The following is a 25,963-nucleotide window of genomic DNA, read 5'->3' on the forward strand; positions in this document are numbered from 1 at the left end:
TATTATTGATCCTTAAAGGAGTGCGGCACATGTCAAAAGGGCATTCGCTACAAGACCCTTACTTGAATACTTTACGTAAAGAGAAAGTTGGGGTTTCCATCTACTTGGTCAACGGTATCAAGCTGCAAGGTACGATCGAGTCGTTCGACCAGTTCGTGATCCTGCTGAAAAACACCGTCAGCCAAATGGTTTACAAGCACGCTATCTCGACAGTTGTTCCAGTTCGTCCAATCCGTCTGCCTAGCGCGACCGATGGCGAACAGGGTGACGCTGAGCCAGGTAACGCCTGATAGGAGTCTCCTTTGTTCTTTGAGCGCCACGGTGGTGGTGAACGAGTGATCCTCGTTCACTTGGATGGACAGGACCCTGAGGCGCGCGAAGATCCGCAGGAGTTTCAGGAGTTGGCTAATTCGGCCGGCGCCGAGACCGTTGCGTTTTTTAACGTACCGCGTCATCGGCCAACCGCCAAATACCTGATTGGCAGCGGCAAGGTCGAGGAACTGCGCGACCTGGTCCATGCCGAGCAGGCCGATCTGGTGATCTTCAATCACATCCTCACGCCCAGTCAGGAACGTAACCTCGAACGTGTTTTCGAGTGTCGCGTGATCGACCGTACCGGCCTGATTCTCGATATTTTCGCCCAACGCGCGCGTACCCATGAGGGCAAGCTCCAGGTTGAACTGGCCCAGCTTGACCACATGAGCACCCGGTTGGTGCGTGGCTGGACTCACCTTGAGCGTCAGGGTGGCGGTATCGGCATGCGTGGCCCGGGCGAGACCCAGCTGGAAACCGACCGGCGACTGCTGCGGGTTCGCCTGCGTCAGATCAAGGGCCGGCTGGAAAAAGTCCGCAGCCAGCGCGAACAATCGCGACGTGGCCGCAGCCGCGCGGATATCCCGACCGTTTCCCTGGTGGGGTACACCAACGCCGGCAAGTCCACGCTGTTCAACAACTTGACCAAGTCGGACGTGTACGCGGCCGACCAACTGTTCGCGACCCTTGACCCGACCCTGCGCCGCCTGGAACTGGCGGACCTGGGGCCGATTGTCCTGGCCGACACAGTGGGCTTCATTCGTCACTTGCCGCACAAACTGGTCGAGGCATTTCGGTCTACGCTCGAAGAGTCGAGCAACTCCGACCTGCTGTTGCACGTGATCGATGCGGCCGAACCTGATCGCATGTTGCAGATTGAACAGGTGATGGTGGTGCTGGGCGAGATTGGTGCCCAGGACTTGCCCATCCTCGAGGTCTATAACAAACTCGATTTGCTTGAAGGCGTTGAGCCACAAATTCAGCGCGACGAGGACGGCAAGCCCCAGCGGGTCTGGTTGTCGGCGCGTGATGGCCGCGGCCTGGACTTGCTTGAGCAAGCGATTGCCGAGTTGCTCGGCAACGATTTGTTCGTCGGCACCTTGCGCTTGCCTCAGCGTTTTGCTCGACTGCGTGCACAGTTTTTCGAGTTGGGCGCGGTACAGAAAGAAGAGCACGATGAAGAAGGTGTCAGCTTGCTGGCCGTTCGATTGCCGCGCTCGGAGCTGAATCGGCTGGTCAGCCGCGAAGGCGTTATACCGACAGAGTTCATCGAACAACACACTTTGCAATAAAAGCCTGAGAAAGCGGTTGTGCCGCAGTAGCAGGCATTCTGTAGCATTGGTCGGCGCGCCGTGGGTGCGTCTTTGCTTTATCAGATGGAGAGCGCTATGGCTTGGAATGAGCCGGGTGGCAACTCGAATAATCAGGATCCTTGGGGTGGTAAGCGCCGCAATAATGGCGACCGCAAGGGGCCACCGGATCTCGACGAGGCCTTCCGAAAGCTGCAGGAAAGCCTGAATGGGTTGTTCGGTGGTGGAAAAAAACGCGGTGGTGACGATGGCGGTCGCACAAGCAAGGGCGGCGGCTACGGTCTGCTGGGCCTTGGGCTTGTCGTGCTCGCGGCTGTGTGGCTGTATAGCGCGGTCTACGTGGTGGACGAGCAGGAGCAGGCCGTGGTGCTGCGCTTCGGCAAGTACTACGAGACTGTCGGCCCCGGCCTGAACATCTACTTCCCGCCGATCGACAAGAAGTACATGGAGAACGTCACGCGTGAGCGTGCCTACACCAAGCAGGGCCAGATGCTGACCGAAGACGAGAACATCGTCGAAGTGCCGCTGACCGTGCAGTACAAGATCAGCAACCTGCAGGACTTCGTGCTGAACGTCGATCAGCCGGAAGTCAGCCTGCAACACGCGACCGAAAGCGCCCTGCGCCATGTGGTGGGTTCCACCGCCATGGACCAGGTGCTGACCGAAGGTCGTGAATTGATGGCCAGCGAAATCAAGGAGCGCCTGCAACGGTTCCTCGACACCTATCGCACCGGTATCACCGTCACCCAGGTGAACGTACAGAGCGCAGCGGCACCGCGTGAAGTGCAGGAAGCCTTTGACGACGTGATCCGCGCCCGTGAAGACGAGCAGCGCTCGCGCAACCAGGCTGAAACCTACGCCAACGGCGTCGTGCCGGAAGCCCGTGGCCAGGCCCAGCGCATCCTTGAAGATGCCAACGGTTACCGCGATGAAGTGGTCTCCCGCGCCAAGGGTGAGGCGGATCGCTTTACCAAGCTGGTCGCCGAGTACCGCAAGGCACCGGAAGTCACGCGTGAGCGTCTGTACCTGGACGCCATGCAGGAAGTCTTCAGCAACACCAGCAAGGTTCTCGTGACCGGCAGCAAGGGTGGGCAGAACAACCTGCTGTACCTGCCGCTGGACAAGATGATCGAAGGTGGTCGTAGCGGCGCCAGCGCACCGGCTACCGGTTCGAATGCCGCTGCCAACGAAGCGAGCGCCCGTGCGGCCGCTGACTTGCTGCAACAGCAAACACGTACCAGGGAGAGTCGTTGATGAACAATAAATCGCTGACCGCCCTGATTGTGGGCGTCGTCGTGGTCATCGCTGCCTGGAACTGCTTCTACATCGTGGCTCAGACCGAGCGTGCGGTGCTGCTGCAATTCGGTCGCGTGGTCCAGGCGGATGTCCAGCCGGGCCTGCATGTGAAAGTCCCCTACGTCAACCAGGTGCGCAAGTTCGACGCACGCCTGATGACCCTGGATGCACCGACACAGCGTTTCCTGACCCTGGAAAAGAAAGCCGTGATGGTTGACGCCTACGCCAAGTGGCGCGTCAAGGATGCCGAGCGCTTCTACACCGCGACCTCCGGCCTCAAGCAGATTGCCGACGAGCGCTTGTCGCGTCGTCTGGAATCGGGCCTGCGTGACCAGTTTGGTAAGCGCACCCTGCACGAGGTGGTGTCCGGTGAGCGTGATGCGCTGATGGCGGATATCACTCGTTCGTTGAATACGATGGCGGAAAAAGAGCTGGGGATCGAAGTTGTCGATGTCCGGGTCAAGGCCATCGATCTGCCGAAGGAAGTGAACCGCAGCGTGTTCGAGCGCATGAGCACCGAGCGTGAGCGTGAAGCGCGTGAGCACCGCGCCAAAGGTAACGAGCTGGCCGAGGGTATCCGTGCGGATGCCGACCGTCAGCGTCGCGTACTGCTGGCCGAGGCCTATCGCGAGTCTGAAGAGGCGCGTGGTGATGGTGATGCGCAAGCCGCGTCGATCTACGCCAAAGCCTACGGCCAGGACCAGGAGTTCTACGCGTTCTACCGTAGCCTGCGTGCCTACCGTGAAAGCTTCGCGAACAAAACCGACGTCATGGTGCTGGACCCGAGCAGCGACTTCTTCCGTTACCTGGAAAAGTCCAAGTAACTCAATGTTCACTCCCGTCGGGCGGCTAAAACGCCTGGCGGGGTGATCCTTTGAGAAAACGGGTGTATGATGCGGCAGCCGGGAAATTCCCGGCTTTTTTGCGTCTGCATGTTTGATTCGGCAGGCGCGACAGGTTTTTCGAGGAAAGTGCCCGACGAGGCCGTTTGCAGGCCGTTCGTCACGTCGCTCTTGCGCGTGGTTTATGCCGGGGGCGGGCATTTTCTGCTTCACTCAAGGCTCGGCCGAGGGTTGGCCGCCCGGATCATAGGGGAATGGCGTAATGGCAACGGTAGACCGCTGGCTGCTGCCAGATGGCATCGAAGAAGTACTGCCACCAGAAGCTGCGCGCATTGAAGTTGCGCGTCGCCAGGTGTTGGATCTGTTCCAGAGCTGGGGTTACGAGTTTGTCGTGACCCCCCATATCGAGTACCTGGAATCCCTGCTGACCGGCGCGGGCCAGGACCTGGATCTGCGCACCTTCAAGGTCATCGACCCGCAATCGGGCCGGCAAATGGGGTTCCGTGCTGACATCACGCCGCAAGTGGCGCGCATCGATGCGCACACCCTGCGTCGCGAAGGCCCGAGCCGTCTGTGCTACGCCGGCAGCGTGTTGCATGCAAAACCGCGGGCGTTGTCGTCGTCGCGCAGCCCGATCCAGTTGGGTGCCGAGTTGTACGGCGATGCCAGCCCGAGTAGTGACGTGGAAGTCATCAGCCTGATGCTGGCGATGCTGCAACTGGCTGACGTGCCGGATGTCCACATGGACCTGGGCCACGTTGGTATCTACCGTGGCCTGGCCCGTGCGGCGGGGTTGTCCGGTGAAGTGGAACAACAGTTGTTCGATGCCCTGCAGCGCAAGGCGATCGATGAAGTCATCGCCCTGACCGAAGGCGTGCCGGCCGAACTGGCTGACATGCTGCGTGCGCTGGTGAACCTGTGCGGCGGCCGCGAAGTTCTGGACGCTGCCCGTGAGCGCCTGGCCAATGCGCCAGCGCCGGTATTGGCGGCACTGGATGACGTGCTGGCGATTGCAGGGCAGTTGTCGGTGCGGTTCCCGCAACTGCCGTTGTATTTCGACCTGGGTGAGTTGCGCGGCTACCACTACCACACCGGTGTGGTGTTCGCGGTGTTTGTGCCGGGTGTTGGCCAAGCCATCGCCCAAGGCGGTCGTTATGACGATATCGGCGCCGACTTCGGTCGTGCGCGTCCGGCCACCGGTTTCTCCACCGATTTGAAAACCCTGGTGACCCTGGGGCGTGCTGAGGTCGAGCTGCCGTCTGGTGGCATCTGGATGCCCGACAGTACGGATGCAGCACTCTGGCAGCAGGTTTGCCAGTTGCGCGGTGAGGGTCAGCGTGTCGTCCAGGCTTTGCCTGGGCAGCCATTGGCCGCCGCCCGTGAAGCGGACTGCGACCGGCAATTGATTCTGCAGAACGGGCTTTGGCAAGTATCGCCACTGGCTTCTTGAGTTTTCCTGCCGGCCAACGCCGGCACCAAGTTTGCGCGAATGAGGACAAGTGTTATGGGTAAGAATGTCGTAGTCCTGGGCACCCAATGGGGTGATGAGGGCAAAGGCAAGATCGTTGATCTGCTGACCGAACATGCTGCCGCCGTAGTGCGCTACCAAGGCGGCCACAACGCTGGCCACACCCTGGTCATCGATGGCGAAAAAACCGTCTTGCACCTGATCCCGTCGGGCGTACTGCGCGAAGGCGTGCAGTGCCTGATCGGCAACGGCGTCGTGGTTGCACCGGATGCCCTGCTGCGCGAGATCACCAAGCTGGAAGAGAAAGGCGTACCGGTGCGCGAGCGCCTGCGTATCAGCCCGTCCTGCCCGCTGATCCTGTCCTTCCACGTTGCGCTGGACCAGGCCCGTGAAAAGGCGCGTGGCGAGCTGAAGATCGGCACCACCGGTCGCGGTATCGGCCCGGCCTATGAAGATAAAGTCGCACGTCGTGGCCTGCGTGTTGGCGACCTGCTCAACATGCCGCGCTTTGAAGACAAACTGCGCGAACTGGTGGAATACCACAACTTCATGTTGGTGGGTTACTACAAAGAGCCAGCTATCGAATTCGACAAGACCCTGGCCGAATGCAAGGAATACGCTGAGCTGCTCAAGCCGCTGATGCTGGACGTGACCGCCGAGCTGCACGACCTGCGTCGTGCTGGCAAAGACATCATGTTCGAAGGCGCTCAAGGCTCGTTGCTGGACATCGACCACGGCACCTACCCGTATGTGACCAGCTCCAACACCACCGCTGGTGGCGTGGCTACCGGTTCGGGTGTTGGCCCTATGTTCCTGGACTACATCCTGGGCATTACCAAGGCTTACACCACTCGCGTCGGTTCGGGGCCATTCCCGACTGAGCTGTTCGACGAAGTCGGTGCGCACCTGGCCAAGCAAGGTCACGAGTTCGGCGCAACCACCGGCCGCGCTCGTCGTTGTGGCTGGTTCGATGCCGTTATCCTGCGTCGTGCTATCGATGTGAACAGCATCTCGGGTATCTGCCTGACCAAGCTGGACGTACTCGACGGTCTGGAAGCCATCAACATCTGCGTCGGCTACAAAGATGCAGAAGGTAAGAGCGTTGCTCCGACTGACGCTGACAGTTACGTGGGTCTGCAGCCGGTGTACGAAGAAGTGCCAGGCTGGACCGAATCGACCGTGGGGGCCAAAACCCTGGAAGAGCTGCCAGCCAATGCGCGTGCTTACATCAAGCGCGTTGAAGAGCTGATCGGCGCGCCGATTGACATTATTTCGACGGGCCCGGACCGCAACGAGACCATCGTTCTGCGTCACCCGTTCGCTTAATAAGCTGTTGATGTAAAAAGCAAAGGGCTCCTTCGGGAGCCCTTTGTCGTCTCAGTTCACCAAACGGCACGACCCTTGCTGTATTTCCTTCTTTCGCGGTGCTATCAAATTAATGGCACCCGTGGTGGAGGGATTCCCGATGTCTGCCGTTCTCTCATTGTTACAAAGTCGTCTGTTGCGGCCGGTGTTCGTTACCCTAGGTATCGCTCTTTTGGTGCAAGTGCTGGTGGCGGTCGCTCTAACTCGGAGCACCGTCACGGCGCTGGAAGCTGATTTGGGCAATCGCCTGGGGGTCGACAGTCAGAAACTGTCGGGCGAACTGGCTCAGGCCGGCAAGGAAGTCACATCCAGCCTGGACAGCTTGTCCAGCAGTACCCGTCAGCGTCTGACCGCAGGGCTTTCCGCGCGCCTGCAGGAAGAGCAGAAGCAACTGCGTGCGACCCTGGAAAAAGACCTGCAAGACTCCGCTAATGACATGGCGCAATTGCTGGCCTCTGTGGCGCCCCGCGCCATGTGGGACAACGATGTGCCGACGCTGTCGGAGTTCGCCCGACGGGCCCAGCGCAATCCCAACGTGTTGTTCGTGGTGTATGACGACGCTGCCGGTGAGCATCTGACCCGCTATCTGAACCGGGAAAACCCGATCAACCAGGCTTTGCTGGAAAAGGGCAAGGGCGACCGTGCTCTCGATAAGGTGCTGGACGCCGCCAAGGCGGACGCCTCCGTGTACTACGTCGAAGCGTCCATCAGTCCCAACGGTGTCGAGATCGGCAAGGTCCGCATGGGCGTCTCGACCGCGTCGGTAGAGGCCGACCTGCTGGCGCTGGATAAGCGCTTTGCGGCACTGATTGCCAGCGGCGATCAGTTGGTGGGCGATAGCCTCAAGGGTGCGGCGGCGGATAGTGCTGCCGCCATGGGGGCGAGGTTGCAATCGGCGCAGGCGACCGCTACCCAGATGACCGCCAACACCGCGAGTGTCGTGCAAGAAGCGGCGGGTACGCTGCGTTGGCGCATCGGCATGGGGCTTGCGGTGGTCGGTTTTGGTGTCTTGCTGCTGATCGCGGTGGTGCTCGGGCGGCGCGTGGTCAATCGTTTGAAACTGTTGATCGCAGCCATGGATGATCTGGCGGCGGGTGAGGGTGACCTGACCAAGCGCGTGCAGATCAACAGCAAAGATGAGATCGGCGACATGGCTTCGGCGGTCAATCGCTTTGTGGATAAGTTGCAGCCCATCGTGCGCGAGGCCGGCGATGTGGCGCAGCGTACCGGTGTGGAAATCGGCGCGATGACCTTGCGCAATGCCGGCGCCGACGCGGCGGCGGGTTTGCAGCGCGACGAAGTGGCCGAGAGCCTGCGCGCGCTGTCGCAGATGGCCGATGAGGCCCAGGCCGAAAGCCATGCGATGCAGGCCGCGCTACAGCAGGTGGTGGATATTCGCCAGGCTACGGATGAAAACTCGCGCACGTCGGCTGAAGTCGGCAGCTTGATTGAAGCGCTGGCGGGGCAGGTGCAGGCCGGTTCCAAAGTCATCGAGCGCCTGGCGGCGCAAAGCGAGCAGATCGAAGTGGTGCTGACCGTGATCCACGGCATCGCCGAGCAGACCAACCTGTTGGCGCTCAACGCGGCCATCGAAGCGGCGCGTGCCGGTGAGACCGGGCGTGGCTTTGCGGTGGTGGCAGACGAGGTGCGTGCGCTGGCGAGTAAAACCCAGAGCTCCACCGGTGATATCCAGGCGCATATCGTGGCGTTGCAGCAGGGCGCGCGCGAGGCGGTCGAAACCATTGGCAAGGCCGGGCGCCAGGCCAGCGAAGGCTTGCTGGTGCTGCGCGACAGTGTGCGCTTGCAGCAGACGGTGCAGGCCTCGGTGGAGCAGGTACACGCGGCGATTGGCCTGGCCACTCGTGCGGCTGAGCATCAAGCCCAGGGCGCACACGCGGTGCGTGGGCGGGTCGAGGTGATTCACGCCCAGGCCGAGCGTGCCGCGCAGGCTGTGGTAGAAACCACGGCCAGTGGCAAGGTGCTGGATGGCTTGGCGGCGCAGTTGAAGGCGAGCCTGGGGCAGTTCCGGGCTTAGTGTGGTCTGTGCCGCCGCCATCGGGAGCTTGCCCCCGATAGCGGTTTCAGCGACTCAAATACATCCGCGTCGTGAGCAAATAAACCGGCAACCCCGACACCAGAATCAACAACGCTGCATAAGGCGCCGCCGCCGCGAACTCCACATTCGAGGTATGCGCCCACACCGCCGTCGCCAAGGTATTCAGCCCGGTCGGGCTGAGTAGCAATGTCGCCGTCAATTCCTTCATCGCATCAAGAAACACCAGCGCGAATGCCGCCCCCAATGCCGGGAAAATAATCGGCAGGGTCACCCGGCAAAAGGCACTGAACGACGACGCACCCAGCGTGCGTGCGGCCTCTTCCAGCTGCGGTGCGGCCTTGTTCAAGGCCGTCCGGATCGGCGCCTGGGCCAGCGGTAAAAACAGCAGCGCATAGGCAATCAGCAACAGTGCCGACGTCTGGTACAGCGCCGGCACGTAATGCAAGGCGAAGTACACCAGTGTCAGTGCAATCACCAGTCCGGGCAGGGCGTGCAGCAAGTACGGCAGGCGCTCGGCCCAAATCGCCAGATGGCCTTTATAGCGCACCACCAGCAACCCCACCGGCACCGCGAGTACCAGGCACAGTGCCGCACCACCCAGCGACAGCGCCAGGGAGGACAGCAGCGCCTCGCCAATTTCGGTCACCGGGAACGCGGCCGACGAGCCCACCGCCAGCCAATAGCCGAGCATCCCCAGCGGAATGCCGCTGCCGATGATCGCCAGCGCCAGGCAATACAGCTGCCCCAATGGCGCCCACTTGCCCAGTCGGACCTGTTCCGCATGCCGCGCCGCGCCCTGGCCAATCCGCACATGTCGACCCTTGCCGCGCACGCGCAACTCCAGCCACAGCAGCGTCAGGCACATCGCCAGCAACACCGCCGACAACATCGCGGCATTGGCATTGCTGAATTCCAGTTCGAATTGCTGGTAGATCGCTGTGGTAAAGGTCTGTAGGCCGATGATCGACAGCGCGCCGAACTCCACCAGCATATGCAGCGCGATCAGCAGTGCCCCGGCCAGCAGTGACGGCCACAGCAAGGGCAAAGTGATGCGCCAGAACACGCCCCAGCGATTCAGTCCCAGGGTGCGCGCAGATTCTTCAAGGGAGGGATCGAGATTGCGCAGGGTCGCCGCCACGGGTAGGAACACCAGCGGGTATTTGGACAGGGTCATCACCAGGATCGCCCCGCCGAGCCCTTCGAAGTTAGCGCTCAGCGACACCCAGGTGAAGCTGCTGACAAACGCCGGCACCGCGAACGGCAGGCACAGGACCACGCCCCAGAGGCGGCGCCCCGGCAGGTTGCTGCGCTCCAGCAGCCAGGCCAGGGACAGGCCAATCACGCCGCACGCCACCGTCACCCCAATCATCAGGGCCAGGGTGTTGCGCAGCAGCCCGAACACATACGGCCGCCACAGCAGATGCACCGCTTGCGCCCAGCCGGCTTGCCAGGCCTTGAGCCCGACGTATGCCAGCGGCAGCAGGCTCAAGCCGACCAGAAGCAACACGGGCAGCAACAGCCAGATCGAAGGACGCTTGCGCCTCGGGCTGTAACCCCCACGTAAGGCGGAGGTCATCAGTTCAGGCCAACGTCACGTTCCATGTCCAGGGCTTCTTCAGCGTTACCCAGGTCGGCGGGGGTGACTTTCGGTGGTTGCAGCTCGCTGAACGGCTTGAGGCCGCGATTGGACTCCATGCCCTTACGCAGCGGGTATTCGGCCGAGGTGTTGGTGATCACGCGCTGGCCTTCTTCACTGGTCATGAACGCCAGCAGTTGCTGGGCTTCTTTCGGGTGCTTGCTGGATTTCAGCGCGGCCGCAGAAGACACGGTGATCAGGCCGCCGGCATCGCCATTGGTGAAGTAGTGCAACTGCGAGTCCAGGTTGGTTTTTTCCTTCTTCAGGGCAAACCAGTAGTAGTTATTCACCAGCACGCTGGCGATTTCGCCGTTTTCCACGGCTTTGAGGGCGACCATGTTGTTGCTGTACACCTTGCCGAAGGCGCGCAGGCCGGTCAGCCATTCTTCGGCGGCTTCACGACCGTGCAACTTGATGATCGCCACGGCCTGCTCCTGGAACGCGCCGCTGGTGGGGACGAAGCCGACCTTGCCTTGCCATTCGGGGCGGGCGAAATCCAGCACCGACTTGGGCAGGTCTTTCTCGGCAATCAGTTTCGGATTGAACGCCACGACGCGGGTGCGTGCGGTCACGCCCATCCAGTCGCCATTCCTGCTGACATAGTCCTTGGGTAATACATCGAGCGTGCTGGCGTCGATTTTTGCCAGCAGGCCTTGCTCGCCGAGTTTGTTCAGCGGCGGCGATTCTTCGGTGTAGATCACGTCGGCCGGGGAGCGCTCGCCTTCTTCGACGACCTGGCTGGCCAACTGGTTGCTGCTGCCCTTGCGCACGTTGACGTGGATGCCGGTCTTGGTTTCGAAGGCCTTGGCGAGGTCATCGCCGACTTCTTTGTGTTGGCCGTTGTACAGGGTCAGGGAAATCTTGTCGGCGCAATAGGCGGTGGGCGAGAGCAGGGTCAGGCCGAGTAGAGTGATGCTTAGGCCGCGCAGAAGGGATGTCTTGAGATGGGTGTCGCGGATCATCATCCGGAAGTTTCCTCGCTTGAGTGCAACAAATCGTTGCAAGGATAAACGATAAAACTTCTCAAGTGCGGACGAGGGGGGAATCGGTGGGGGAGTTTTCATACGTCGGAAACGAAAAAACCCGCTTTCGCGGGTTTGATCTGAATTTGGTGCCCAGGAGAAGACTCGAACTTCCACGACCTTGCGATCACCAGCACCTGAAGCTGGCGTGTCTACCAATTTCACCACCTGGGCATTATCAAACAACGTTGCCGCTGTCGATGGAGCGAACTATACGGCGGGCTTTTTGATCTGTAAACCCCTGATTCAAAAAAATAAATCGGGATTTGCGTTAAAAATCAAAGGCCTGAAACGCAAAAAACCGCTTTCGCGGGTTTTTGGGAGACTCAAGGTCGAACCTTGAGTTTGAAATTGGTGCCCAGGAGAAGACTCGAACTTCCACGACCTTGCGATCACCAGCACCTGAAGCTGGCGTGTCTACCAATTTCACCACCTGGGCAGCATCAACAACGTTGCCGTCGTCGATGGCGCGCACTATACGGAGTGGCTTTTGAGCTGTAAACCCCCGCCATGAAAAAAGCCTGGAAAATTTCGCCAATGGTCGTGCAAGGTGCGTCTTTGGGGCTACAAAGTGCTTTAAAACACTTGTTGACGCCTGAAATTTCCCGTTTCAATACGCGTATGCCAAACTAACCCGCATATAGACAAGGTGAAAACTCTCTAATGGCCGATTGGCAGTCCCTCGATCCCGAGGCCGCTCGTGAAGCGGAAAAATATGAAAACCCTATTCCTAGCCGCGAACTGATCCTGGCGCATCTCGCCGATCGTGGTTCGCCTGCTAGCCGCGAGCAGTTGGTTGAAGAATTCGGTCTGACCACCGAAGACCAGCTCGAAGCCCTGCGCCGCCGTCTGCGTGCCATGGAACGCGATGCTCAGTTGATCTACACCCGCCGTGGCACGTATGCGCCCGTGGACAAGCTCGACCTGATCCTGGGCCGCATTGCTGGTCACCGTGACGGCTTCGGCTTCCTGATCCCGGATGACGGCAGCGACGACCTGTTCATGAGCCCGGCGCAAATGCGTCTGGTGTTCGATGGCGACCGTGCGCTGGCGCGCGTGTCGGGCCTGGACCGTCGCGGCCGCCGTGAAGGTGTGATCGTCGAAGTGGTGTCCCGTGCCCATGAGTCCATCGTCGGGCGTTACTTCGAAGAAGGCGGCATTGGCTTCGTCATTCCGGACAACCCGAAGGTCCAGCAGGAAGTGCTGGTGACCCCGGGCCGCAATGGCGCCGCCAAGGTTGGTCAGTTCGTGGAGGTGAAAATCACCCACTGGCCAACCCCGCGCTTCCAGCCCCAGGGCGATATCGTCGAAGTGGTCGGCAACTACATGGCGCCGGGCATGGAAATCGACGTCGCGCTGCGCACCTACGATATTCCGCACGTCTGGCCCGACGCCGTGCTCAAGGAAGCCGCCAAGCTCAAGCCGGAAGTCGAAGATAAGGACAAAGAGAAGCGCATTGACCTGCGCCATCTGCCGTTCGTCACCATCGACGGCGAAGACGCTCGCGACTTCGACGATGCGGTGTATTGCGAAGCCAAGCCTGGCAAGCTGCGCCTGTTCTCGGGTGGCTGGAAGTTGTACGTGGCGATTGCCGACGTCTCCAGCTACGTGAAGATCGGTTCGGCGCTGGATAACGAAGCTCAGGTGCGCGGCAACTCCGTGTACTTCCCTGAGCGCGTGATCCCGATGCTGCCTGAGCAGTTGTCCAACGGCCTGTGCTCCCTGAACCCGAAAGTCGACCGTTTGGCCATGGTGTGCGAGATGACCATCTCGAAAACCGGCGAAATGACCGATTACCAGTTCTACGAAGCGGTGATCTACTCTCAGGCGCGCCTGACCTACAACAAGGTCAGCACCATCCTGGAAGCGCCGAAGACCAGCGAAGCCAAGGCCTTGCGTACTGAATACGCCGGTGTGGTGCCGCATCTCAAGCAACTGTACTCGCTGTACAAGGTGCTGCTGGGCGCACGCCATGTGCGTGGCGCAATCGATTTTGAGACCCAGGAAACCCGGATCATCTTCGGTTCCCAGCGCAAGATCGCCGAGATCACCCCGACCACCCGCAACGACGCGCACAAGCTGATCGAGGAATGCATGCTGGCGGCCAACGTGGCCACCGCAGAGTTCCTGAAGAAGCACGAAATTCCTGCGCTGTATCGGGTGCACGACGGTCCGCCGCCGGAGCGTCTGGAAAAACTGCGCGCCTTCCTCGGCGAGCTCGGTCTGTCCCTGCACAAAGGCAAGGACGGCCCGTCGCCGAAGGATTACCAGGCACTGCTGGCCAGCATCAAGGACCGTCCGGATTTCCACCTGATCCAGACCGTGATGCTGCGTTCCCTGAGCCAGGCGGTGTACAGCGCCGACAATCAGGGCCACTTCGGCTTGAATTACGAGGCGTACACCCACTTCACCTCGCCGATCCGTCGTTACCCGGACCTGCTCACGCACCGTGCGATCCGCAGCGTGATCCACTCCAAGCAGGACACCCCGCACGTCAAGCGCGCCGGTGCCATGACCATTCCGAAGGCGCGGATCTATCCATACGACGAAGCGGCCCTGGAGCAGCTCGGCGAGCAGTGCTCCATGAGCGAGCGCCGTGCCGACGAAGCCACCCGCGACGTTGTGAACTGGCTCAAGTGCGAGTTCATGAAAGACCGCGTAGGCGAGTCGTTCCCAGGCGTGATCACGGCCGTGACCGGCTTTGGTCTGTTTGTCGAACTGACCGATATCTACGTCGAGGGCCTGGTGCATGTCACCGCCTTGCCGGGTGACTACTACCACTTCGATCCTGTGCATCACCGCCTGGCGGGCGAGCGTACCGGTCGCAGCTTCCGCTTGGGCGACACCGTCGAAGTGCGCGTCATGCGCGTCGACCTGGACGAGCGCAAGATCGACTTCGAGATGGCCGAAAAAACCATCGCCGCGCCGATCGGCCGTAAAAAACGTGGCAGCGAAACCGCCGCTCCGGCCACCAAAGGCAAGGGGGCGCCTGCGAAAACTGTCGCCACCGAGCCGGCGCCAGCAAAGGCTGGTCGTCGTCCGGCTGCCAAGGACAAGGCTCCTGAAGCCTACCGCCCAAGCGACGCAGCGGCGAAAAACGCCGAACTGCGCAAGAGCCGTGAGTTGAAGCAGCAGTTGCTCAACGAAGCCAAAAGCGGTGGTAAAGCGGCGTCTGGGGGAAAGCCCCACACGGCGGAAAAGCCGTCGAGCAAGCCCAGTAAACATCGTAAAGGCCCGCCCAAAGCGGGTTCGGCTCCCGCGAAAAGCGGCGGGCCGCGTAAACCTAAGGCCAAGTCATGAGTCTGGAAAAAATCTACGGCGTCCACGCCGTAGAAGCACTGCTGCGTCATCACCCTAAACGCGTCAAGCAGGTTTGGCTGGCGGAAGGTCGCAGCGAGCCGCGTGTGCAGGCGTTGGTCGAGTTGGCCAACGAAAACCGCGTGGCGATCGGCCAGGCCGAGCGTCGCGAAATGGACGTGTGGGTTGAAGGCGTTCACCAAGGCGTCGTCGCGGATGTCAGCCCGAGCCAGGTGTGGGGCGAGGCGATGCTCGACGAACTGCTCGACCGCACCGAAGGCGCACCGCTGTTGCTGGTGCTGGACGGCGTGACCGATCCGCACAACCTCGGCGCCTGCCTGCGTTCGGCGGATGCTGCCGGTGCGCTGGCGGTGATCGTGCCCAAGGACAAGTCGGCCACGTTGACGCCGGTTGTGCGTAAAGTCGCGTGCGGCGCGGCGGAAGTGATTCCGCTGGTCGCCGTGACCAACCTCGCGCGCACCCTGGAGAAACTCCAGCAGCGCGGCCTGTGGGTCGTGGGCACGGCGGGGGAGGCCGAGGTCAGCATTTATGACCAGGACCTCACCGGCCCGACCATCCTGATCATGGGCGCCGAAGGCAAAGGCATGCGTCGCCTGACCCGCGAGCATTGTGATTATCTGGTTCACCTGCCGATGGCCGGTAGCGTCAGTAGCCTCAATGTGTCTGTTGCGACGGGCGTGTGCTTGTTTGAAGCCCGACGCCAACGCGGCGCCAAGGCCAAGACCAAGAAGTAATCTGAACCTGGCCTCGATCAAAATGTGGGAGGGGGCAAGCCCCCTCCCACATTTGCTTTCGCGGTGTCGGCGATATTGTTCAAATAATCACCAATCACCTTGCGCCCTTCCTCCCCCTTCTCTACAATTGCGCCCCTTGCCTTCCTGGCAGGCACCGATGTGCCTCCCTGCGGCAAGATCCATAAGTGTCATTCACTCCTTGTCTGACCGTTTTTGAGCGGCAGGCTACAACCCGTAAGGAGCATTCATGCGTCATTACGAAATCATCTTTTTGGTCCACCCGGATCAAAGCGAGCAAGTCGGCGGCATGGTAGAGCGTTACACCAAGCTGATCGAAGAAGACGGCGGCAAAATCCACCGTCTGGAAGATTGGGGCCGTCGTCAACTGGCCTATGCAATCAACAATGTTCACAAGGCTCACTACGTGATGCTGAACGTTGAGTGCACTGGCAAGGCTCTGTCCGAGCTGGAAGACAACTTCCGCTACAACGATGCTGTGATCCGTAACCTGGTCATCCGTCGCGAAGAAGCCGTTACCGGCCAATCCGAGATGCTCAAGGCTGAAGAAAACCGCAGTGAGCGCCGTGAGCGTCGCGACCGTCCTGAGCACGAAGGCGCTGAAAGCGCTGATAGTGATGACAGCGACAACAGCGATAACGCTGACGAGTAATCCACGGACCTTTTAAGGAGCCTATCAAATGGCACGTTTCTTCCGTCGTCGTAAATTCTGCCGCTTCACCGCTGAAGACGTGAAAGAGATCGATTACAAAGATCTCAACACTCTGAAAGCCTACGTATCCGAGACCGGCAAAATCGTTCCAAGCCGTATCACCGGTACCAAAGCACGTTATCAGCGTCAGCTGGCCACCGCTATCAAGCGCGCCCGCTTCCTGGCCCTGCTGGCCTACACCGACAGCCACGGCCGCTGAGACCGGGCAGTCGACAAGTAGTAAGGGATTGAATGCATGCGCGCCTTAGCTGAGTTCATCATGCGCGGTCGTGTGCAGGCCACTCTGGTAGTGGCTGGAGCTGCAGTGTTGCCGTTGTTGTTTTGGTTGAGTGCCGCCGCGGTTTGCCTTGTGCTGCTGCGGCGCGGTTCGGACGCCTTGAGCGTCCTGGGTGTGGGAGTGTTGTCAGTGTTGGTGAGCTGGCACTTCCTGCAAGACCCAACGGCCCTTTTGGTGCTGCTCGGGACTTGCGGTCTGGCGTTGGTTTTACGCGCCGGTTACTCCTGGAATCGCGTGCTGCTGGCCAGCACGGCCGTGGGATTGTTGTGTGCGGTGAGTCTGGGAACCGTATTCGGTTCCTTCATCGAATCATTGGCGCAGACGTTTCAACACGTTATGCCGCTGGTGATGGGTGAGTCTTACGAGAAGCTCTCGGCAGACCAGAAAGCAGTTCTCGCTTCATTGACAGTTCCACTGATGATCATTTCGACGGCGGTTTCGTTGCAGGTCTTTAGTGTGTTGTGCCTGATTCTTGGGCGCTACTGGCAGGCGTTGTTGTATAACCCCGGTGGTTTCGGGCGCGAGTTTCGCGCAATCCGAATCCCCAAGCGCGTTGCGCTGTCACTGCTGGCCGTCATGTGTGTTGCTCCGCTTATCGGGTGGAACGCCTTGATCCTGTTGCCGCTGTGCAGTGTGCCGCTGTTCTTCGCTGGGCTGTCTTTGCTTCATGGACTGGTCGCGCAGAAAAAATTGGCCAGTTTCTGGCTGGTGGGGTTTTACGTCACTGTCTTGCCGCTCATGCACTTGATCGGTCCGTTATTCGTGGTCTTGGCCATTGTCGATAGCCTGATTGATATTCGCGGTCGTCTCGCGTCCAAAGACGCCGATAACGCGAACGGTGAAGGTTAAAAGTTAGAGGATTTTCACATGCAACTGATCCTTCTGGAAAAAGTCGCCAACCTGGGCAACCTGGGCGACAAAGTAAACGTTAAGGCCGGCTACGGTCGTAACTACCTGCTGCCATACGGCAAAGCCACCGCTGCAACCGCTGCCAACCTGGCTGCGTTTGAAGAGCGTCGTGCTGAGCTGGAAAAAGCAGCAGCAGACAAAAAAGCTTCGGCCGAAACTCGCGCTGCCCAACTGGCTGAGCTGGAAGTGACTATCACTGCCACCGCCGGTGACGAAGGCAAGCTGTTCGGTTCGATCGGCACCCACGACATCGCTGACGCACTGACCGCCTCCGGCGTTGAAGTTGCGAAAAGCGAAGTTCGTCTGCCGAACGGCACCATCCGCAACGTAGGCGAATTCGACGTAGCCGTGCATCTGCACGCTGAAGTTGAAGCCACCGTACGCGTTGTCGTGGTAGCAGCTTAAGCAACACCTAACTGACTGGCACCTCGCGTGCCAGGCGGTTAACATCGGGCACGATCCTGTTTACAGGTCGTGCCTTTTGTTTTTTTACACACCCCCTAATTCCAAGTGGCCATGAACGATATTTCAGCTCCTGAGCAATACGATCTGCAAACCGCTGCCCTGAAGGTGCCGCCGCATTCCATCGAGGCCGAACAGGCCGTGCTCGGTGGCTTGATGCTGGACAACAACGCCTGGGAACGCGTGCTGGATCAAGTCTCGGACGGTGATTTCTATCGGCATGACCACCGCTTGATCTTCCGCGCCATTGCCCGGCTGGCCGACCAGAACTCACCGATCGACGTGGTGACGCTGGCCGAGCAACTGGACAAGGAAGGCCAGACGTCACAAGTCGGCGGCCTGGGCTACCTGGGCGAGCTGGCGAAAAACACGCCGTCGGTTGCCAACATCAAGGCCTATGCGCAGATCGTCCGTGCGCGGGCCACGCTGCGGCAATTGATCGGTATCGCCACCGAGATCGCCGACAGTGCCTTCAACCCGGAAGGCCGCACCGCTGAAGAGATTCTCGACGAAGCCGAACGGCAGATTTTCCAGATCGCCGAAGCCCGCCCGAAAACCGGCGGTCCGGTCAGCGTCAACGACCTGTTGACCAAGGCCATCGACCGGATCGATACCCTGTTCAACACCGACAACGCCATCACCGGCCTGTCCACCGGCTACACCGACCTCGATGGCATGACCAGCGGCTTGCAACCGTCTGACCTGATCATCGTCGCCGGTCGTCCATCCATGGGTAAAACCACCTTTGCGATGAACCTGGTGGAGAACGCCGTACTGCGCAGCGACAAGGCCGTACTGGTCTACTCGCTGGAGATGCCAGGCGAATCGCTGATCATGCGGATGTTGTCGTCCCTGGGGCGTATCGACCAGACCAAGGTGCGTGCCGGTCGTCTGGAAGACGACGATTGGCCGCGCCTGACCTCGGCCGTCAACCTGCTCAACGACCGCAAGCTGTTTATCGATGACACCGCGGGTATCAGCCCCTCGGAAATGCGCGCACGTACCCGCCGCCTGGTGCGTGAGCACGGCGATATCGCCCTGATCATGATCGACTACCTGCAGTTGATGCAGATCCCGGGTTCCAGTGGCGACAGCCGCACCAACGAGATTTCCGAGATTTCCCGCTCGTTGAAAGCGTTGGCCAAGGAATTCAACTGCCCGGTGGTTGCCCTGTCGCAGCTCAACCGTTCCCTGGAGCAACGGCCGAACAAGCGCCCGATCAACTCCGACTTGCGGGAATCCGGAGCGATCGAGCAGGATGCTGACGTGATCATGTTCGTTTACCGCGACGAGGTGTATCACCCGGAAACCGAGCATAAGGGCATTGCTGAAATCATCATCGGTAAGCAGCGTAACGGCCCCATCGGCACCACGCGCCTGGCCTTTATCGGCAAATACACCCGTTTCGAAAACCTCGCGCCGGGCAGCTACAACTTCGACGACGAGTAAAAAGCCCTTTTCTAATTCCTACTGCAAAGGTCGGAATTGGTTAAAATTTGTGCTATATTCCGCGCCCGCGATTTTTCATCTCAACACCGGTCACCGTCATGCAAACAGCCAAGCCGTTATTTGACTATCCCAAGTACTGGGCCGAATGTTTCGGTCCTGCGCCATTCCTGCCGATGAGCAGGGAGGAGATGGATCAGCTTGGCTGGGATTCTTGCGACATCATCATCGTCACCGGTGATGCCTACGTTGACCATCCGTCGTTCGGCATGGCAATCATCGGCCGGCTGCTGGAGTCCCAGGGCTTCCGCGTCGGGATCATTGCCCAGCCCAACTGGCAGTCCAAAGACGACTTCATGAAGCTCGGCGAGCCGAACCTGTTCTTCGGCGTCGCGGCCGGCAACATGGACTCGATGATCAACCGCTACACCGCCGACAAGAAAATCCGCTCCGACGACGCCTACACCCCTGGCGGCATGGCCGGCAAACGCCCGGACCGCGCGAGCCTGGTGTACAGCCAGCGGTGCAAGGAAGCCTACAAGAACGTGCCGATTGTCCTCGGTGGCATCGAAGCGTCCCTGCGCCGCATCGCCCACTACGACTACTGGCAGGACCGGGTGCGCAACTCGATCCTGATCGACGCCACCGCCGACATCCTGCTGTACGGCAACGCCGAGCGGGCCATCGTCGAGGTGGCCCAGCGCCTGTCGTGGGGCCACAAGATCGAAGACATCACCGATGTGCGCGGCACCGCGTTCATTCGCCGTGATACGCCGGCGGGCTGGTACGAAGTGGACTCCACGCGTATCGACCGGCCGGGCAAGGTCGACAAGATCATCAACCCGTATGTGAACACCCAGGACACCCAGGCCTGCGCCATCGAGCAGGAAAAGGGTCCGGTCGATGACCCGGAAGAAGCCAAGGTCGTGCAGATATTGGCCAGCCCGCGCATGACCCGCGACAAGACCGTGATCCGCCTGCCATCGGTAGAAAAAGTCCGTGGCGACGCCGTGCTTTATGCCCACGCCAACCGCGTGTTGCACCTGGAAACCAACCCGGGCAACGCCCGCGCCCTAGTGCAGAAGCACGGTGAAGTGGACGTGTGGTTCAACCCGCCGCCCATTCCGATGACCACCGAAGAAATGGACTACGTGTTTGGCATGCCTTACGCGCGTGTTCCGCACCCGGCGTATGGCAAGGAAAAAATCCCGGCCTACGACATGATCCGTTTCTCGGTGAACATCATGCGTGGCTGTTTCGGCGGCTGCACCTTCTGCTCGATCACCGAGCACGAAGGCCGGATCATCCAGAACCGCTCCGAAGAGTCGATCATTCGCGAAATCGAAGAAATCCGCGACAAGGTCCCGGGCTTCACTGGCGTGATTTCCGACCTCGGCGGCCCGACCGCGAACATGTACCGCATCGCCTGCAAGAGCCCGGAAATCGAATCCGCGTGCCGCAAGCCGTCGTGCGTGTTCCCTGGCATCTGCCCGAACCTGAACACTGACCACTCGTCGCTGATCCAGCTGTACCGCAGCGCCCGTGCGCTGCCGGGTGTGAAGAAGATCCTGATCGCTTCCGGCCTGCGCTACGACCTGGCCGTTGAGTCGCCGGAGTATGTGAAGGAACTGGTCACCCACCACGTCGGTGGTTACCTGAAGATCGCCCCGGAACACACCGAGGAAGGTCCGCTCAACCAGATGATGAAGCCGGGCATTGGCAGCTATGACAAGTTCAAGCGCATGTTCGAGAAGTACACCAAGGAAGCGGGCAAGGAACAGTATCTGATCCCGTACTTCATCGCTGCCCACCCCGGCACCACCGATGAAGACATGATGAACCTGGCCCTGTGGCTCAAGGGCAACGGCTTCCGCGCCGACCAGGTGCAGGCGTTCTACCCGTCGCCGATGGCCACCGCCACCGCGATGTACCACTCGGGCAAGAACCCGCTGCGCAAGGTCACCTACAAGAGCGACTCGGTGACCATCGTCAAGAGCGAAGAACAGCGCCGCCTGCACAAGGCGTTCCTGCGCTATCACGACCCGAAAGGCTGGCCGATGCTGCGTGAAGCGCTGACCCGCATGGGCCGCGCCGACCTGATCGGGCCGGGCAAGGATCAACTGATCCCGTTGCACCAGCCGGCCACCGACAGCTACCAGAGTGCGCGTCGCAAAAACTCGACGCCGGCCGGCAGCCACAAGGTCGCCAAGGAAACCACCACCAAGATCCTCACCCAACACACCGGCCTGCCACCCCGTGGCAGCGACGGCAGCAACCCGTGGGACAAGCGCGAACAAGCCAAGGCTGCGGCCATGGTGCGCAACAAGCAGGCCGCCAAGGAACGCACCGATGCGGCCAAGGGCAAAGGCAAGAAGCCTGCGCGCAAGCCAGTCGTACCGCGTTGATCGCAGCCTGAAGATGCAAAACGCCAGCCTCGTGCTGGCGTTTTGCTTTCTAGCCGGTGGGGAGCCTGTTTGTTAAGGTGGCGCCCACTAAATCGCCATCGGGAGCAAGTCGCACCGCCCCTCCCATATTTGACCGAGTTCTAGAATGAGAATGCGATCAAATGTGGGAGGGGGCTTGCCCCCGATCGCGTCAGTCCAGTCCCCAACTTTTCAAGGAAGAACACCCCCATGAGCAACCCCCTGCTCAACATCGGCATGGACTCCAACCGCTCGCAGTTCATGGCGCGCCAGCGCATCGAGAGTGAAGTCAACCTGCCCCGGTTGTTTGCCATCATCGACGCCGACCCTGGCATCGTCGGCGCGGGCGTGGTGTATATCGACGCCGACTTCAACGTCGTGACCCTGCGCGAGTTCAAGCCGATCTGCAGCATTCGACCCAAGCGCATCATTGTGCGCGAAGCGCAGAAATACATCGCCCCGGCACAGTTCGCCGACCAAGTGCTGAACAACCCGCGCGAATCGCGATTGGTGAGTGAAGCCTTCAACACCACCTTGTCCTGCGGCGGCGCGGTCATTGGCTGGCTGGTGGTGTTGAGCGGCACCATCGCCATCCCGTTTACCGCCGGCGCCAGCACGGTCGTGACGGCCATCGGCTATACCGCCGCCTCGGCCAGCACCGTGTCGTGCCTGGTCGGTGGGTTCCGTACACGCAACGAAATCGTCAACCCGGCGATGAACGATTACCTGGATAACGAAGAGTGGTACCAAGCGGCGACCAAAATCCTCGACGGTGCCGCCTTGGTCGGCGTGGGCGCATCGGCGCTGACGACAGTCAAGCTGGTCAACGTCACCCGCGCGGCCACTGGCAAAAGCATGCGTCAGGTGCTGAAAGGTCTGAACGGGCAGGAGCGTGAGAAACTCACCAAAGAGCTGCTGAAAGTGGCGGACCCGCAAATGTCGAACAAGATGCGCAAGCTGCTGCAACTGAGCGGCGAGTTGCCCAAACGCTTTACGCCGACCCAGCTCAAGCACGCCACCTACGTCCAATTGGGCGATGCCTTCAGTGCGGGGCTGAGCGTCTGGGGCTTGAAGCGTTCGGATAACTACAAACAGGCCAAGACCTTTGCGATTGGCTTGTACGAAGAGGGCGAGTGATGAGTGGTGTTCCGTCGCTGAAACCGTTTTTGCTGGAACATTTTCCCGCGTTCATCGGCGTGATTCTCGCCGGTTGTCTCGGCGGTTCGGCGGCGATTTCCCTGGCGGCCAGCACCTATTTTGCCGACCTGCCCATGGCAACCAATGCCACTGTGTCCTGGTTCGTGGTGATAGCTGCTGCACTGTTCGTGGCCAACAGCAACTTTTTGGTGGTGCGCGGCCGAGCCTGGGCCGTGTGGGGGATGGTGGCGTTTTTTGCGGCGTGTCTGTTGGTGGTGCTGCCAACGCTGCACTACCGGCCGCACTGGTTTATCTACAGTGAAAGCCTGTTCTGGCCATTGCTCGGGTTGCTGCTGATCAACAGTAAGGGGTATCGGTCGATGGTGAGCAAGTTGGTCGAAGTGCGGCGGTTGCGGGAGGCGGCCAAGGCCGGGCTGTAGCCTCGGCGCGCGGTTTCAGACTTTGACGTTCTGGCGAATGTTCCAGCCGTATTTGACGGCGCCGCCGTCCTTGCCGCCGTCGGATTTTTGCGGCTGGTAGCTGACTTCGACCGTGGCGAAGTTCAGGGCTATCACCTCAGTCAGTACGTCGCTGCTGGTCACCGCGTCGGTTTGGTAGGACGTGACCATGACTTCCTTCAACGTGATCACCAGATACTCCACGGCACTGCTGCCGCCGGCCTTGCGCACCACTAACCGCGCCTCCGGGTAATGCTTGCCGGTGGAGCAGGCCATCATCAGGTTGGGTGAAGACTTGTCCATGACCTTGGAGATGGACAGGTTTTCAATATTGACCTTGCCGGCACCGCCGCCGCTACCGGTATGCATGGAACCGGTCTGGGACATGCCCCAGCCCCATCGGCTGATCTCGATTTCGTCGCGATGGGCCTGGTCTTTGGACTCGCCCTTGATGTCCCCCAACTTCAAAAACATGTCAGTTGCCATTGTCGCTCCCTGTTTTGGTGTGCGCCGGAAGTGGCGTGGGGCGTACTTTTTCTTATTCGGGATATGGCTTACAAGGTGCTGCATCACGATCAGGAAGTGCCTGTCCAGATAAAGCGAAACTTCTGACATTTTTCGGGGGGAGGCAGTCTTTACCCTCTGTGCTCTTGTGAACCTCAGGAGTAAAGGGATGACTTCCAGCGTATTCAGAGACGGTTTCCTCAGTTCCAATTACATGACGCGGCAGTGGTTGGAAAACAGTATTGATCTGCGCAAGTTATTTGCGGCGATTGATGCTGATCCGGCCATCGTCGGTGCCGGCGTGGTGTACCTCGACGCGCAGCTAAGGATAGTTGTGCTGCGTGAATTTCAGCCGATTTGCAGTATCGCGCCGAAGAATGTGATTTTGCGCGAGGCGCCCAGCTATGTCGGGCGGGTGGAGTTCGCTCGGCAACTGGCGAATGAACCGCGAGACTCGCAGGTGGCGTTTGAGGCGGTGAATACGGGGTTGGCGTGTACTTCGGCGGTGATTAGTTGGTTGGTGATAGCGGGTGGGTTAGGGTTGAGTCCGTTTACGTTTGGGACTACCGGCGTAGCGGCTGCGATTAGCGTCGTAGGCGCGTCAGCCAGCACTGCTCAATGCTGGATTGGCATTCGCCGGACTAGAAATGAAATTAATGACCCTGCCCTTAACGACGCCATGGACAGCGATCAATGGCATCAGGCCTTAATGGCCGGGCTGGATGCGGCTTCGTTGTTAAGCGCTGGTACAGCAGCAATGTCGACAATCCGACTCGTCAATACGCTTAAAAAGACAACGGGGAAAAACACGCACCAGGTACTCAAAGGCTTGAATCGGCAAGAACGGGTAAAGCTCACTAAGGAGTTACTGAGCATCAACCATCCGGAGATGACTCGAAAAATGATCAAACTCAAACAACTGGCTGGAGATATGCCCAAGCGCTACACCTCGGCAGAAGTAAGAAATGGGACCATCTTGCAGATGCTCGATGCCCTTGGCGCGGCGTTGGGAGTTGCTGGCAGCGTGCGGTCCGGGAACATCCGGATTATAGCGGTTGGGCTGTATGAGGATATATCAGAGTGAGACTTCTCGGACGGAAACCTCTCATACCGATACGCCCTTTTCTTTTGCGCTACTTTCCTGTGTTTATCGGCGTAATTTTTTCGAGTCTTTTCGGCACTGCTACTCTTGTCGTGCTGGTGGAAAACTATTATTTCCCATCGTTAACGAATGCTGCTGCTGAAAATGTCGGGAGGGTGTTAGCTCTCTTTATCACGCTCTGCAATTTCATGATCGCCTACGGGCGACCTAAGTGGGTCTGGGGCATGTATGGCCTTTTCATCGCCTGCCTGTTGGTTGCTGTGCCAGGTTTTCATTTTTCACCGAACCCCTTCGTTTACGCTGAGTGCTTCTTTTGGCCGGTACTCGGCCTGCTGCTACTTCGCAGCAAACGCCACCGGGAAATGCGTGCCAAATGCGTAGAACTTCGCCATATGCGCGGGAAGGTAATGGTGGCCATTGAAAAGCGGCGTAAACACGAGCGCGCAATAATCAGAATAAAGAAATCGAGGTAATGAGTGAGACTTCTCGGACGGAAACCTCTCATACCGATACGCCCTTTTCTTTTGCGCTACTTTCCTGTGTTTATCGGCGTAATTTTTTCGGGTATTTTCGGCGGTGCCACTCTTGTCGTGCTGGTGGAAAACTATTATTTACCATCGTTATCGAACGCTGCGGCTGAAAATGCCTGCGTGGCGTTAGCTCTCTTTATCACCCTCTGCAATTTCATGATCGCCTCCGGGCGCCCGAAATGGGCCTGGGGCATGTATGGCCTTTTCATCGCCTGCCTGTTGGTCGCTGTGCCAGGTTTTCATTTTTCACCGAACCCATTCATTTACGCCGAATGCTTCTTTTGGCCGGTACTCGGCCTGCTGCTGCTTCGCAGCAAACGCCACCGGGAAATGCGTGCCAAATGCGTAGAACTTCGCCACATGCGCGGAAAGGTAATGGTTGCCATTGAAAAACGGCGCAAACACGAGCGCGCAATAATCAGAATAAAAAAACCGAGGTGATTCCCCACCCAGCCCCCACCAAACCGATACCGCCCCACCCACTCCCTGCCACAAATATGTGCAGCTCTTGCACCATCGCACCAACGTTGGCGCCGTTTTGGTGCTGTACTGCACCGGGTCTTACGATAAAGCGCAATGACCGCCGCTCTGGCATAAGTCTTGCGCGCGTTGTGTCCATGCCCTGG

At 59.7% G+C, this 25,963-nt stretch carries 24 protein-coding genes and 2 tRNA genes; 21 read left to right on the forward strand and 5 right to left on the reverse strand.

Annotated elements, in window-relative coordinates; translation table 11 throughout:
* Positions 1 to 29 precede the first annotated feature (29 nt).
* The 7 genes from hfq to U5A08_RS02615 all read left to right on the forward strand — a co-directional run bounded on the left by hfq (position 30) and on the right by U5A08_RS02615 (position 8,628).
* The gene (hfq, locus tag U5A08_RS02585) at positions 30 to 290 is read left to right on the forward strand and encodes an RNA chaperone Hfq (RefSeq protein WP_017849756.1); all 261 of its coding nucleotides are present in this window, start codon (positions 30 to 32) and stop codon (positions 288 to 290) included.
* Between the two features lie 12 nt (positions 291 to 302).
* A complete protein-coding gene (gene hflX, locus U5A08_RS02590) occupies positions 303 to 1,604 on the forward strand; it encodes a ribosome rescue GTPase HflX (RefSeq protein WP_247398214.1) in 1,302 nt (433 codons plus the stop codon).
* A 96-nt stretch (positions 1,605 to 1,700) separates the two neighbouring features.
* Positions 1,701 to 2,876, forward strand: a complete 1,176-nt coding sequence (gene hflK / locus U5A08_RS02595) for an FtsH protease activity modulator HflK (RefSeq protein WP_321850157.1) — start codon at positions 1,701 to 1,703, stop codon at positions 2,874 to 2,876.
* On the forward strand, positions 2,876 to 3,742 hold the full coding sequence (gene hflC / locus U5A08_RS02600) for a protease modulator HflC (protein ID WP_046384902.1): 867 nt from the start codon (positions 2,876 to 2,878) through the stop codon (positions 3,740 to 3,742). Before hflK ends, hflC begins: the two co-directional genes overlap by 1 nt.
* A 280-nt stretch (positions 3,743 to 4,022) precedes the next feature.
* Positions 4,023 to 5,210, forward strand: coding sequence for an ATP phosphoribosyltransferase regulatory subunit (locus tag U5A08_RS02605; protein WP_321850158.1), 1,188 nt, complete (start codon positions 4,023 to 4,025; stop codon positions 5,208 to 5,210).
* 54 nt (positions 5,211 to 5,264) lie between these two features.
* Entirely contained in the window at positions 5,265 to 6,554 is a 1,290-nt protein-coding gene (locus U5A08_RS02610) for an adenylosuccinate synthase (protein ID WP_321850159.1), read from the forward strand.
* A 139-nt stretch (positions 6,555 to 6,693) separates the two neighbouring features.
* Positions 6,694 to 8,628 (forward strand): methyl-accepting chemotaxis protein, encoded by a 1,935-nt coding sequence (locus U5A08_RS02615; protein ID WP_253393100.1) that lies wholly within the window; start codon positions 6,694 to 6,696, stop codon positions 8,626 to 8,628.
* A 46-nt stretch (positions 8,629 to 8,674) separates the two neighbouring features.
* On the opposite strand, the gene U5A08_RS02620 is transcribed toward U5A08_RS02615, so the two are convergent.
* The 3 genes from U5A08_RS02620 to U5A08_RS02630 form a co-directional block, all read right to left on the reverse strand.
* Positions 8,675 to 10,225: an ABC transporter permease gene (locus tag U5A08_RS02620; RefSeq protein ID WP_253393102.1), complete on the reverse strand. Its 1,551-nt coding sequence runs from the start codon at positions 10,223 to 10,225 to the stop codon at positions 8,675 to 8,677.
* Positions 10,225 to 11,250: an iron ABC transporter substrate-binding protein gene (locus U5A08_RS02625; RefSeq protein ID WP_321850160.1), complete on the reverse strand. Its 1,026-nt coding sequence runs from the start codon at positions 11,248 to 11,250 to the stop codon at positions 10,225 to 10,227. Before U5A08_RS02625 ends, U5A08_RS02620 begins: the two co-directional genes overlap by 1 nt.
* A gap of 144 nt (positions 11,251 to 11,394) precedes the next feature.
* Positions 11,395 to 11,481, reverse strand: a tRNA-Leu gene (locus U5A08_RS02630).
* Here U5A08_RS02630 and U5A08_RS02635 point away from each other — a divergent pair.
* A complete protein-coding gene (locus U5A08_RS02635) occupies positions 11,456 to 11,650 on the forward strand; it encodes a hypothetical protein (protein WP_321850161.1) in 195 nt (64 codons plus the stop codon). The genes U5A08_RS02630 and U5A08_RS02635 overlap by 26 nt on opposite strands.
* A gap of 9 nt (positions 11,651 to 11,659) precedes the next feature.
* On the opposite strand, the gene U5A08_RS02640 is transcribed toward U5A08_RS02635, so the two are convergent.
* Positions 11,660 to 11,746, reverse strand: a tRNA-Leu gene (locus U5A08_RS02640).
* 224 nt (positions 11,747 to 11,970) lie between these two features.
* On the opposite strand from U5A08_RS02640, the gene rnr reads away from it, so the two are divergent.
* From rnr to U5A08_RS02690, 10 genes are all read left to right on the forward strand, one after another.
* The gene (gene rnr / locus U5A08_RS02645; protein WP_253393114.1) at positions 11,971 to 14,607 is read left to right on the forward strand and encodes a ribonuclease R; all 2,637 of its coding nucleotides are present in this window, start codon (positions 11,971 to 11,973) and stop codon (positions 14,605 to 14,607) included.
* Positions 14,604 to 15,359, forward strand: a complete 756-nt coding sequence (gene rlmB / locus U5A08_RS02650; protein WP_247399613.1) for a 23S rRNA (guanosine(2251)-2'-O)-methyltransferase RlmB — start codon at positions 14,604 to 14,606, stop codon at positions 15,357 to 15,359. Before rnr ends, rlmB begins: the two co-directional genes overlap by 4 nt.
* Before the next feature lie 247 nt (positions 15,360 to 15,606).
* Complete coding sequence (rpsF, locus tag U5A08_RS02655) at positions 15,607 to 16,029, forward strand: 30S ribosomal protein S6 (protein ID WP_226505553.1); 423 nt, start codon at positions 15,607 to 15,609, stop codon at positions 16,027 to 16,029.
* A 28-nt stretch (positions 16,030 to 16,057) separates the two neighbouring features.
* Positions 16,058 to 16,288 (forward strand): 30S ribosomal protein S18, encoded by a 231-nt coding sequence (gene rpsR / locus U5A08_RS02660; RefSeq protein WP_002551829.1) that lies wholly within the window; start codon positions 16,058 to 16,060, stop codon positions 16,286 to 16,288.
* 36 nt (positions 16,289 to 16,324) lie between these two features.
* Entirely contained in the window at positions 16,325 to 17,215 is an 891-nt protein-coding gene (locus U5A08_RS02665; protein WP_253393116.1) for a YybS family protein, read from the forward strand.
* An 18-nt stretch (positions 17,216 to 17,233) separates the two neighbouring features.
* On the forward strand, positions 17,234 to 17,680 hold the full coding sequence (gene rplI / locus U5A08_RS02670; protein ID WP_010563337.1) for a 50S ribosomal protein L9: 447 nt from the start codon (positions 17,234 to 17,236) through the stop codon (positions 17,678 to 17,680).
* Between the two features lie 111 nt (positions 17,681 to 17,791).
* Positions 17,792 to 19,186 carry a replicative DNA helicase gene (dnaB, locus tag U5A08_RS02675; protein WP_253393118.1) on the forward strand — a complete coding sequence of 465 codons (1,395 nt, stop codon included), beginning with the start codon at positions 17,792 to 17,794 and terminating at the stop codon, positions 19,184 to 19,186.
* A 98-nt stretch (positions 19,187 to 19,284) separates the two neighbouring features.
* On the forward strand, positions 19,285 to 21,588 hold the full coding sequence (locus U5A08_RS02680; RefSeq protein ID WP_321850165.1) for a YgiQ family radical SAM protein: 2,304 nt from the start codon (positions 19,285 to 19,287) through the stop codon (positions 21,586 to 21,588).
* 228 nt (positions 21,589 to 21,816) lie between these two features.
* Entirely contained in the window at positions 21,817 to 22,743 is a 927-nt protein-coding gene (locus U5A08_RS02685; RefSeq protein ID WP_321850167.1) for an Ssp4 family T6SS effector, read from the forward strand.
* Positions 22,743 to 23,183, forward strand: a complete 441-nt coding sequence (locus U5A08_RS02690) for a hypothetical protein (protein ID WP_321850170.1) — start codon at positions 22,743 to 22,745, stop codon at positions 23,181 to 23,183. Before U5A08_RS02685 ends, U5A08_RS02690 begins: the two co-directional genes overlap by 1 nt.
* A 15-nt stretch (positions 23,184 to 23,198) precedes the next feature.
* On the opposite strand, the gene U5A08_RS02695 is transcribed toward U5A08_RS02690, so the two are convergent.
* Positions 23,199 to 23,687, reverse strand: coding sequence for an Hcp family type VI secretion system effector (locus U5A08_RS02695; protein ID WP_253393126.1), 489 nt, complete (start codon positions 23,685 to 23,687; stop codon positions 23,199 to 23,201).
* A gap of 187 nt (positions 23,688 to 23,874) precedes the next feature.
* Here U5A08_RS02695 and U5A08_RS02700 point away from each other — a divergent pair, with 187 nt between their 5' ends.
* From U5A08_RS02700 to U5A08_RS02710, 3 genes are read left to right on the forward strand one after another with little or no spacing between them, the layout of a single operon-like run.
* Complete coding sequence (locus U5A08_RS02700) at positions 23,875 to 24,789, forward strand: Ssp4 family T6SS effector (protein ID WP_253393128.1); 915 nt, start codon at positions 23,875 to 23,877, stop codon at positions 24,787 to 24,789.
* Complete coding sequence (locus U5A08_RS02705; protein WP_321850171.1) at positions 24,786 to 25,280, forward strand: hypothetical protein; 495 nt, start codon at positions 24,786 to 24,788, stop codon at positions 25,278 to 25,280. Before U5A08_RS02700 ends, U5A08_RS02705 begins: the two co-directional genes overlap by 4 nt.
* 3 nt (positions 25,281 to 25,283) lie before the next feature.
* The gene (locus U5A08_RS02710) at positions 25,284 to 25,778 is read left to right on the forward strand and encodes a hypothetical protein (protein WP_253393131.1); all 495 of its coding nucleotides are present in this window, start codon (positions 25,284 to 25,286) and stop codon (positions 25,776 to 25,778) included.
* Positions 25,779 to 25,963 lie beyond the last annotated feature (185 nt).

This window comes from Pseudomonas paraveronii (assembly GCF_963681955.1).
In the GTDB taxonomy this organism is placed as follows: domain Bacteria; phylum Pseudomonadota; class Gammaproteobacteria; order Pseudomonadales; family Pseudomonadaceae; genus Aquipseudomonas; species Aquipseudomonas paraveronii.

Bases quoted from the DNA above. Each gene is read 5' to 3' on its own strand.
- hflC (WP_046384902.1), top strand. From the start codon at position 2,876: ATGAACAATAAATCGCTGACCGCCCTGATTGTGGGCGTCGTCGTGGTC.
- hfq (WP_017849756.1), top strand. From the start codon at position 30: ATGTCAAAAGGGCATTCGCTACAAGACCCTTACTTGAATACTTTACGT.
- U5A08_RS02700 (WP_253393128.1), top strand. From the start codon at position 23,875: ATGACTTCCAGCGTATTCAGAGACGGTTTCCTCAGTTCCAATTACATG.
- U5A08_RS02665 (WP_253393116.1), top strand. From the start codon at position 16,325: ATGCGCGCCTTAGCTGAGTTCATCATGCGCGGTCGTGTGCAGGCCACT.
- U5A08_RS02680 (WP_321850165.1), top strand. From the start codon at position 19,285: ATGCAAACAGCCAAGCCGTTATTTGACTATCCCAAGTACTGGGCCGAA.
- rlmB (WP_247399613.1), top strand. From the start codon at position 14,604: ATGAGTCTGGAAAAAATCTACGGCGTCCACGCCGTAGAAGCACTGCTG.
- U5A08_RS02625 (WP_321850160.1), bottom strand. From the start codon at position 11,250: ATGATGATCCGCGACACCCATCTCAAGACATCCCTTCTGCGCGGCCTA.
- hflK (WP_321850157.1), top strand. From the start codon at position 1,701: ATGGCTTGGAATGAGCCGGGTGGCAACTCGAATAATCAGGATCCTTGG.
- U5A08_RS02620 (WP_253393102.1), bottom strand. From the start codon at position 10,225: ATGACCTCCGCCTTACGTGGGGGTTACAGCCCGAGGCGCAAGCGTCCT.
- U5A08_RS02695 (WP_253393126.1), bottom strand. From the start codon at position 23,687: ATGGCAACTGACATGTTTTTGAAGTTGGGGGACATCAAGGGCGAGTCC.
- rpsF (WP_226505553.1), top strand. From the start codon at position 15,607: ATGCGTCATTACGAAATCATCTTTTTGGTCCACCCGGATCAAAGCGAG.
- U5A08_RS02685 (WP_321850167.1), top strand. From the start codon at position 21,817: ATGAGCAACCCCCTGCTCAACATCGGCATGGACTCCAACCGCTCGCAG.
- rpsR (WP_002551829.1), top strand. From the start codon at position 16,058: ATGGCACGTTTCTTCCGTCGTCGTAAATTCTGCCGCTTCACCGCTGAA.
- U5A08_RS02610 (WP_321850159.1), top strand. From the start codon at position 5,265: ATGGGTAAGAATGTCGTAGTCCTGGGCACCCAATGGGGTGATGAGGGC.
- U5A08_RS02615 (WP_253393100.1), top strand. From the start codon at position 6,694: ATGTCTGCCGTTCTCTCATTGTTACAAAGTCGTCTGTTGCGGCCGGTG.
- U5A08_RS02605 (WP_321850158.1), top strand. From the start codon at position 4,023: ATGGCAACGGTAGACCGCTGGCTGCTGCCAGATGGCATCGAAGAAGTA.
- rplI (WP_010563337.1), top strand. From the start codon at position 17,234: ATGCAACTGATCCTTCTGGAAAAAGTCGCCAACCTGGGCAACCTGGGC.
- rnr (WP_253393114.1), top strand. From the start codon at position 11,971: ATGGCCGATTGGCAGTCCCTCGATCCCGAGGCCGCTCGTGAAGCGGAA.
- U5A08_RS02690 (WP_321850170.1), top strand. From the start codon at position 22,743: ATGAGTGGTGTTCCGTCGCTGAAACCGTTTTTGCTGGAACATTTTCCC.
- dnaB (WP_253393118.1), top strand. From the start codon at position 17,792: ATGAACGATATTTCAGCTCCTGAGCAATACGATCTGCAAACCGCTGCC.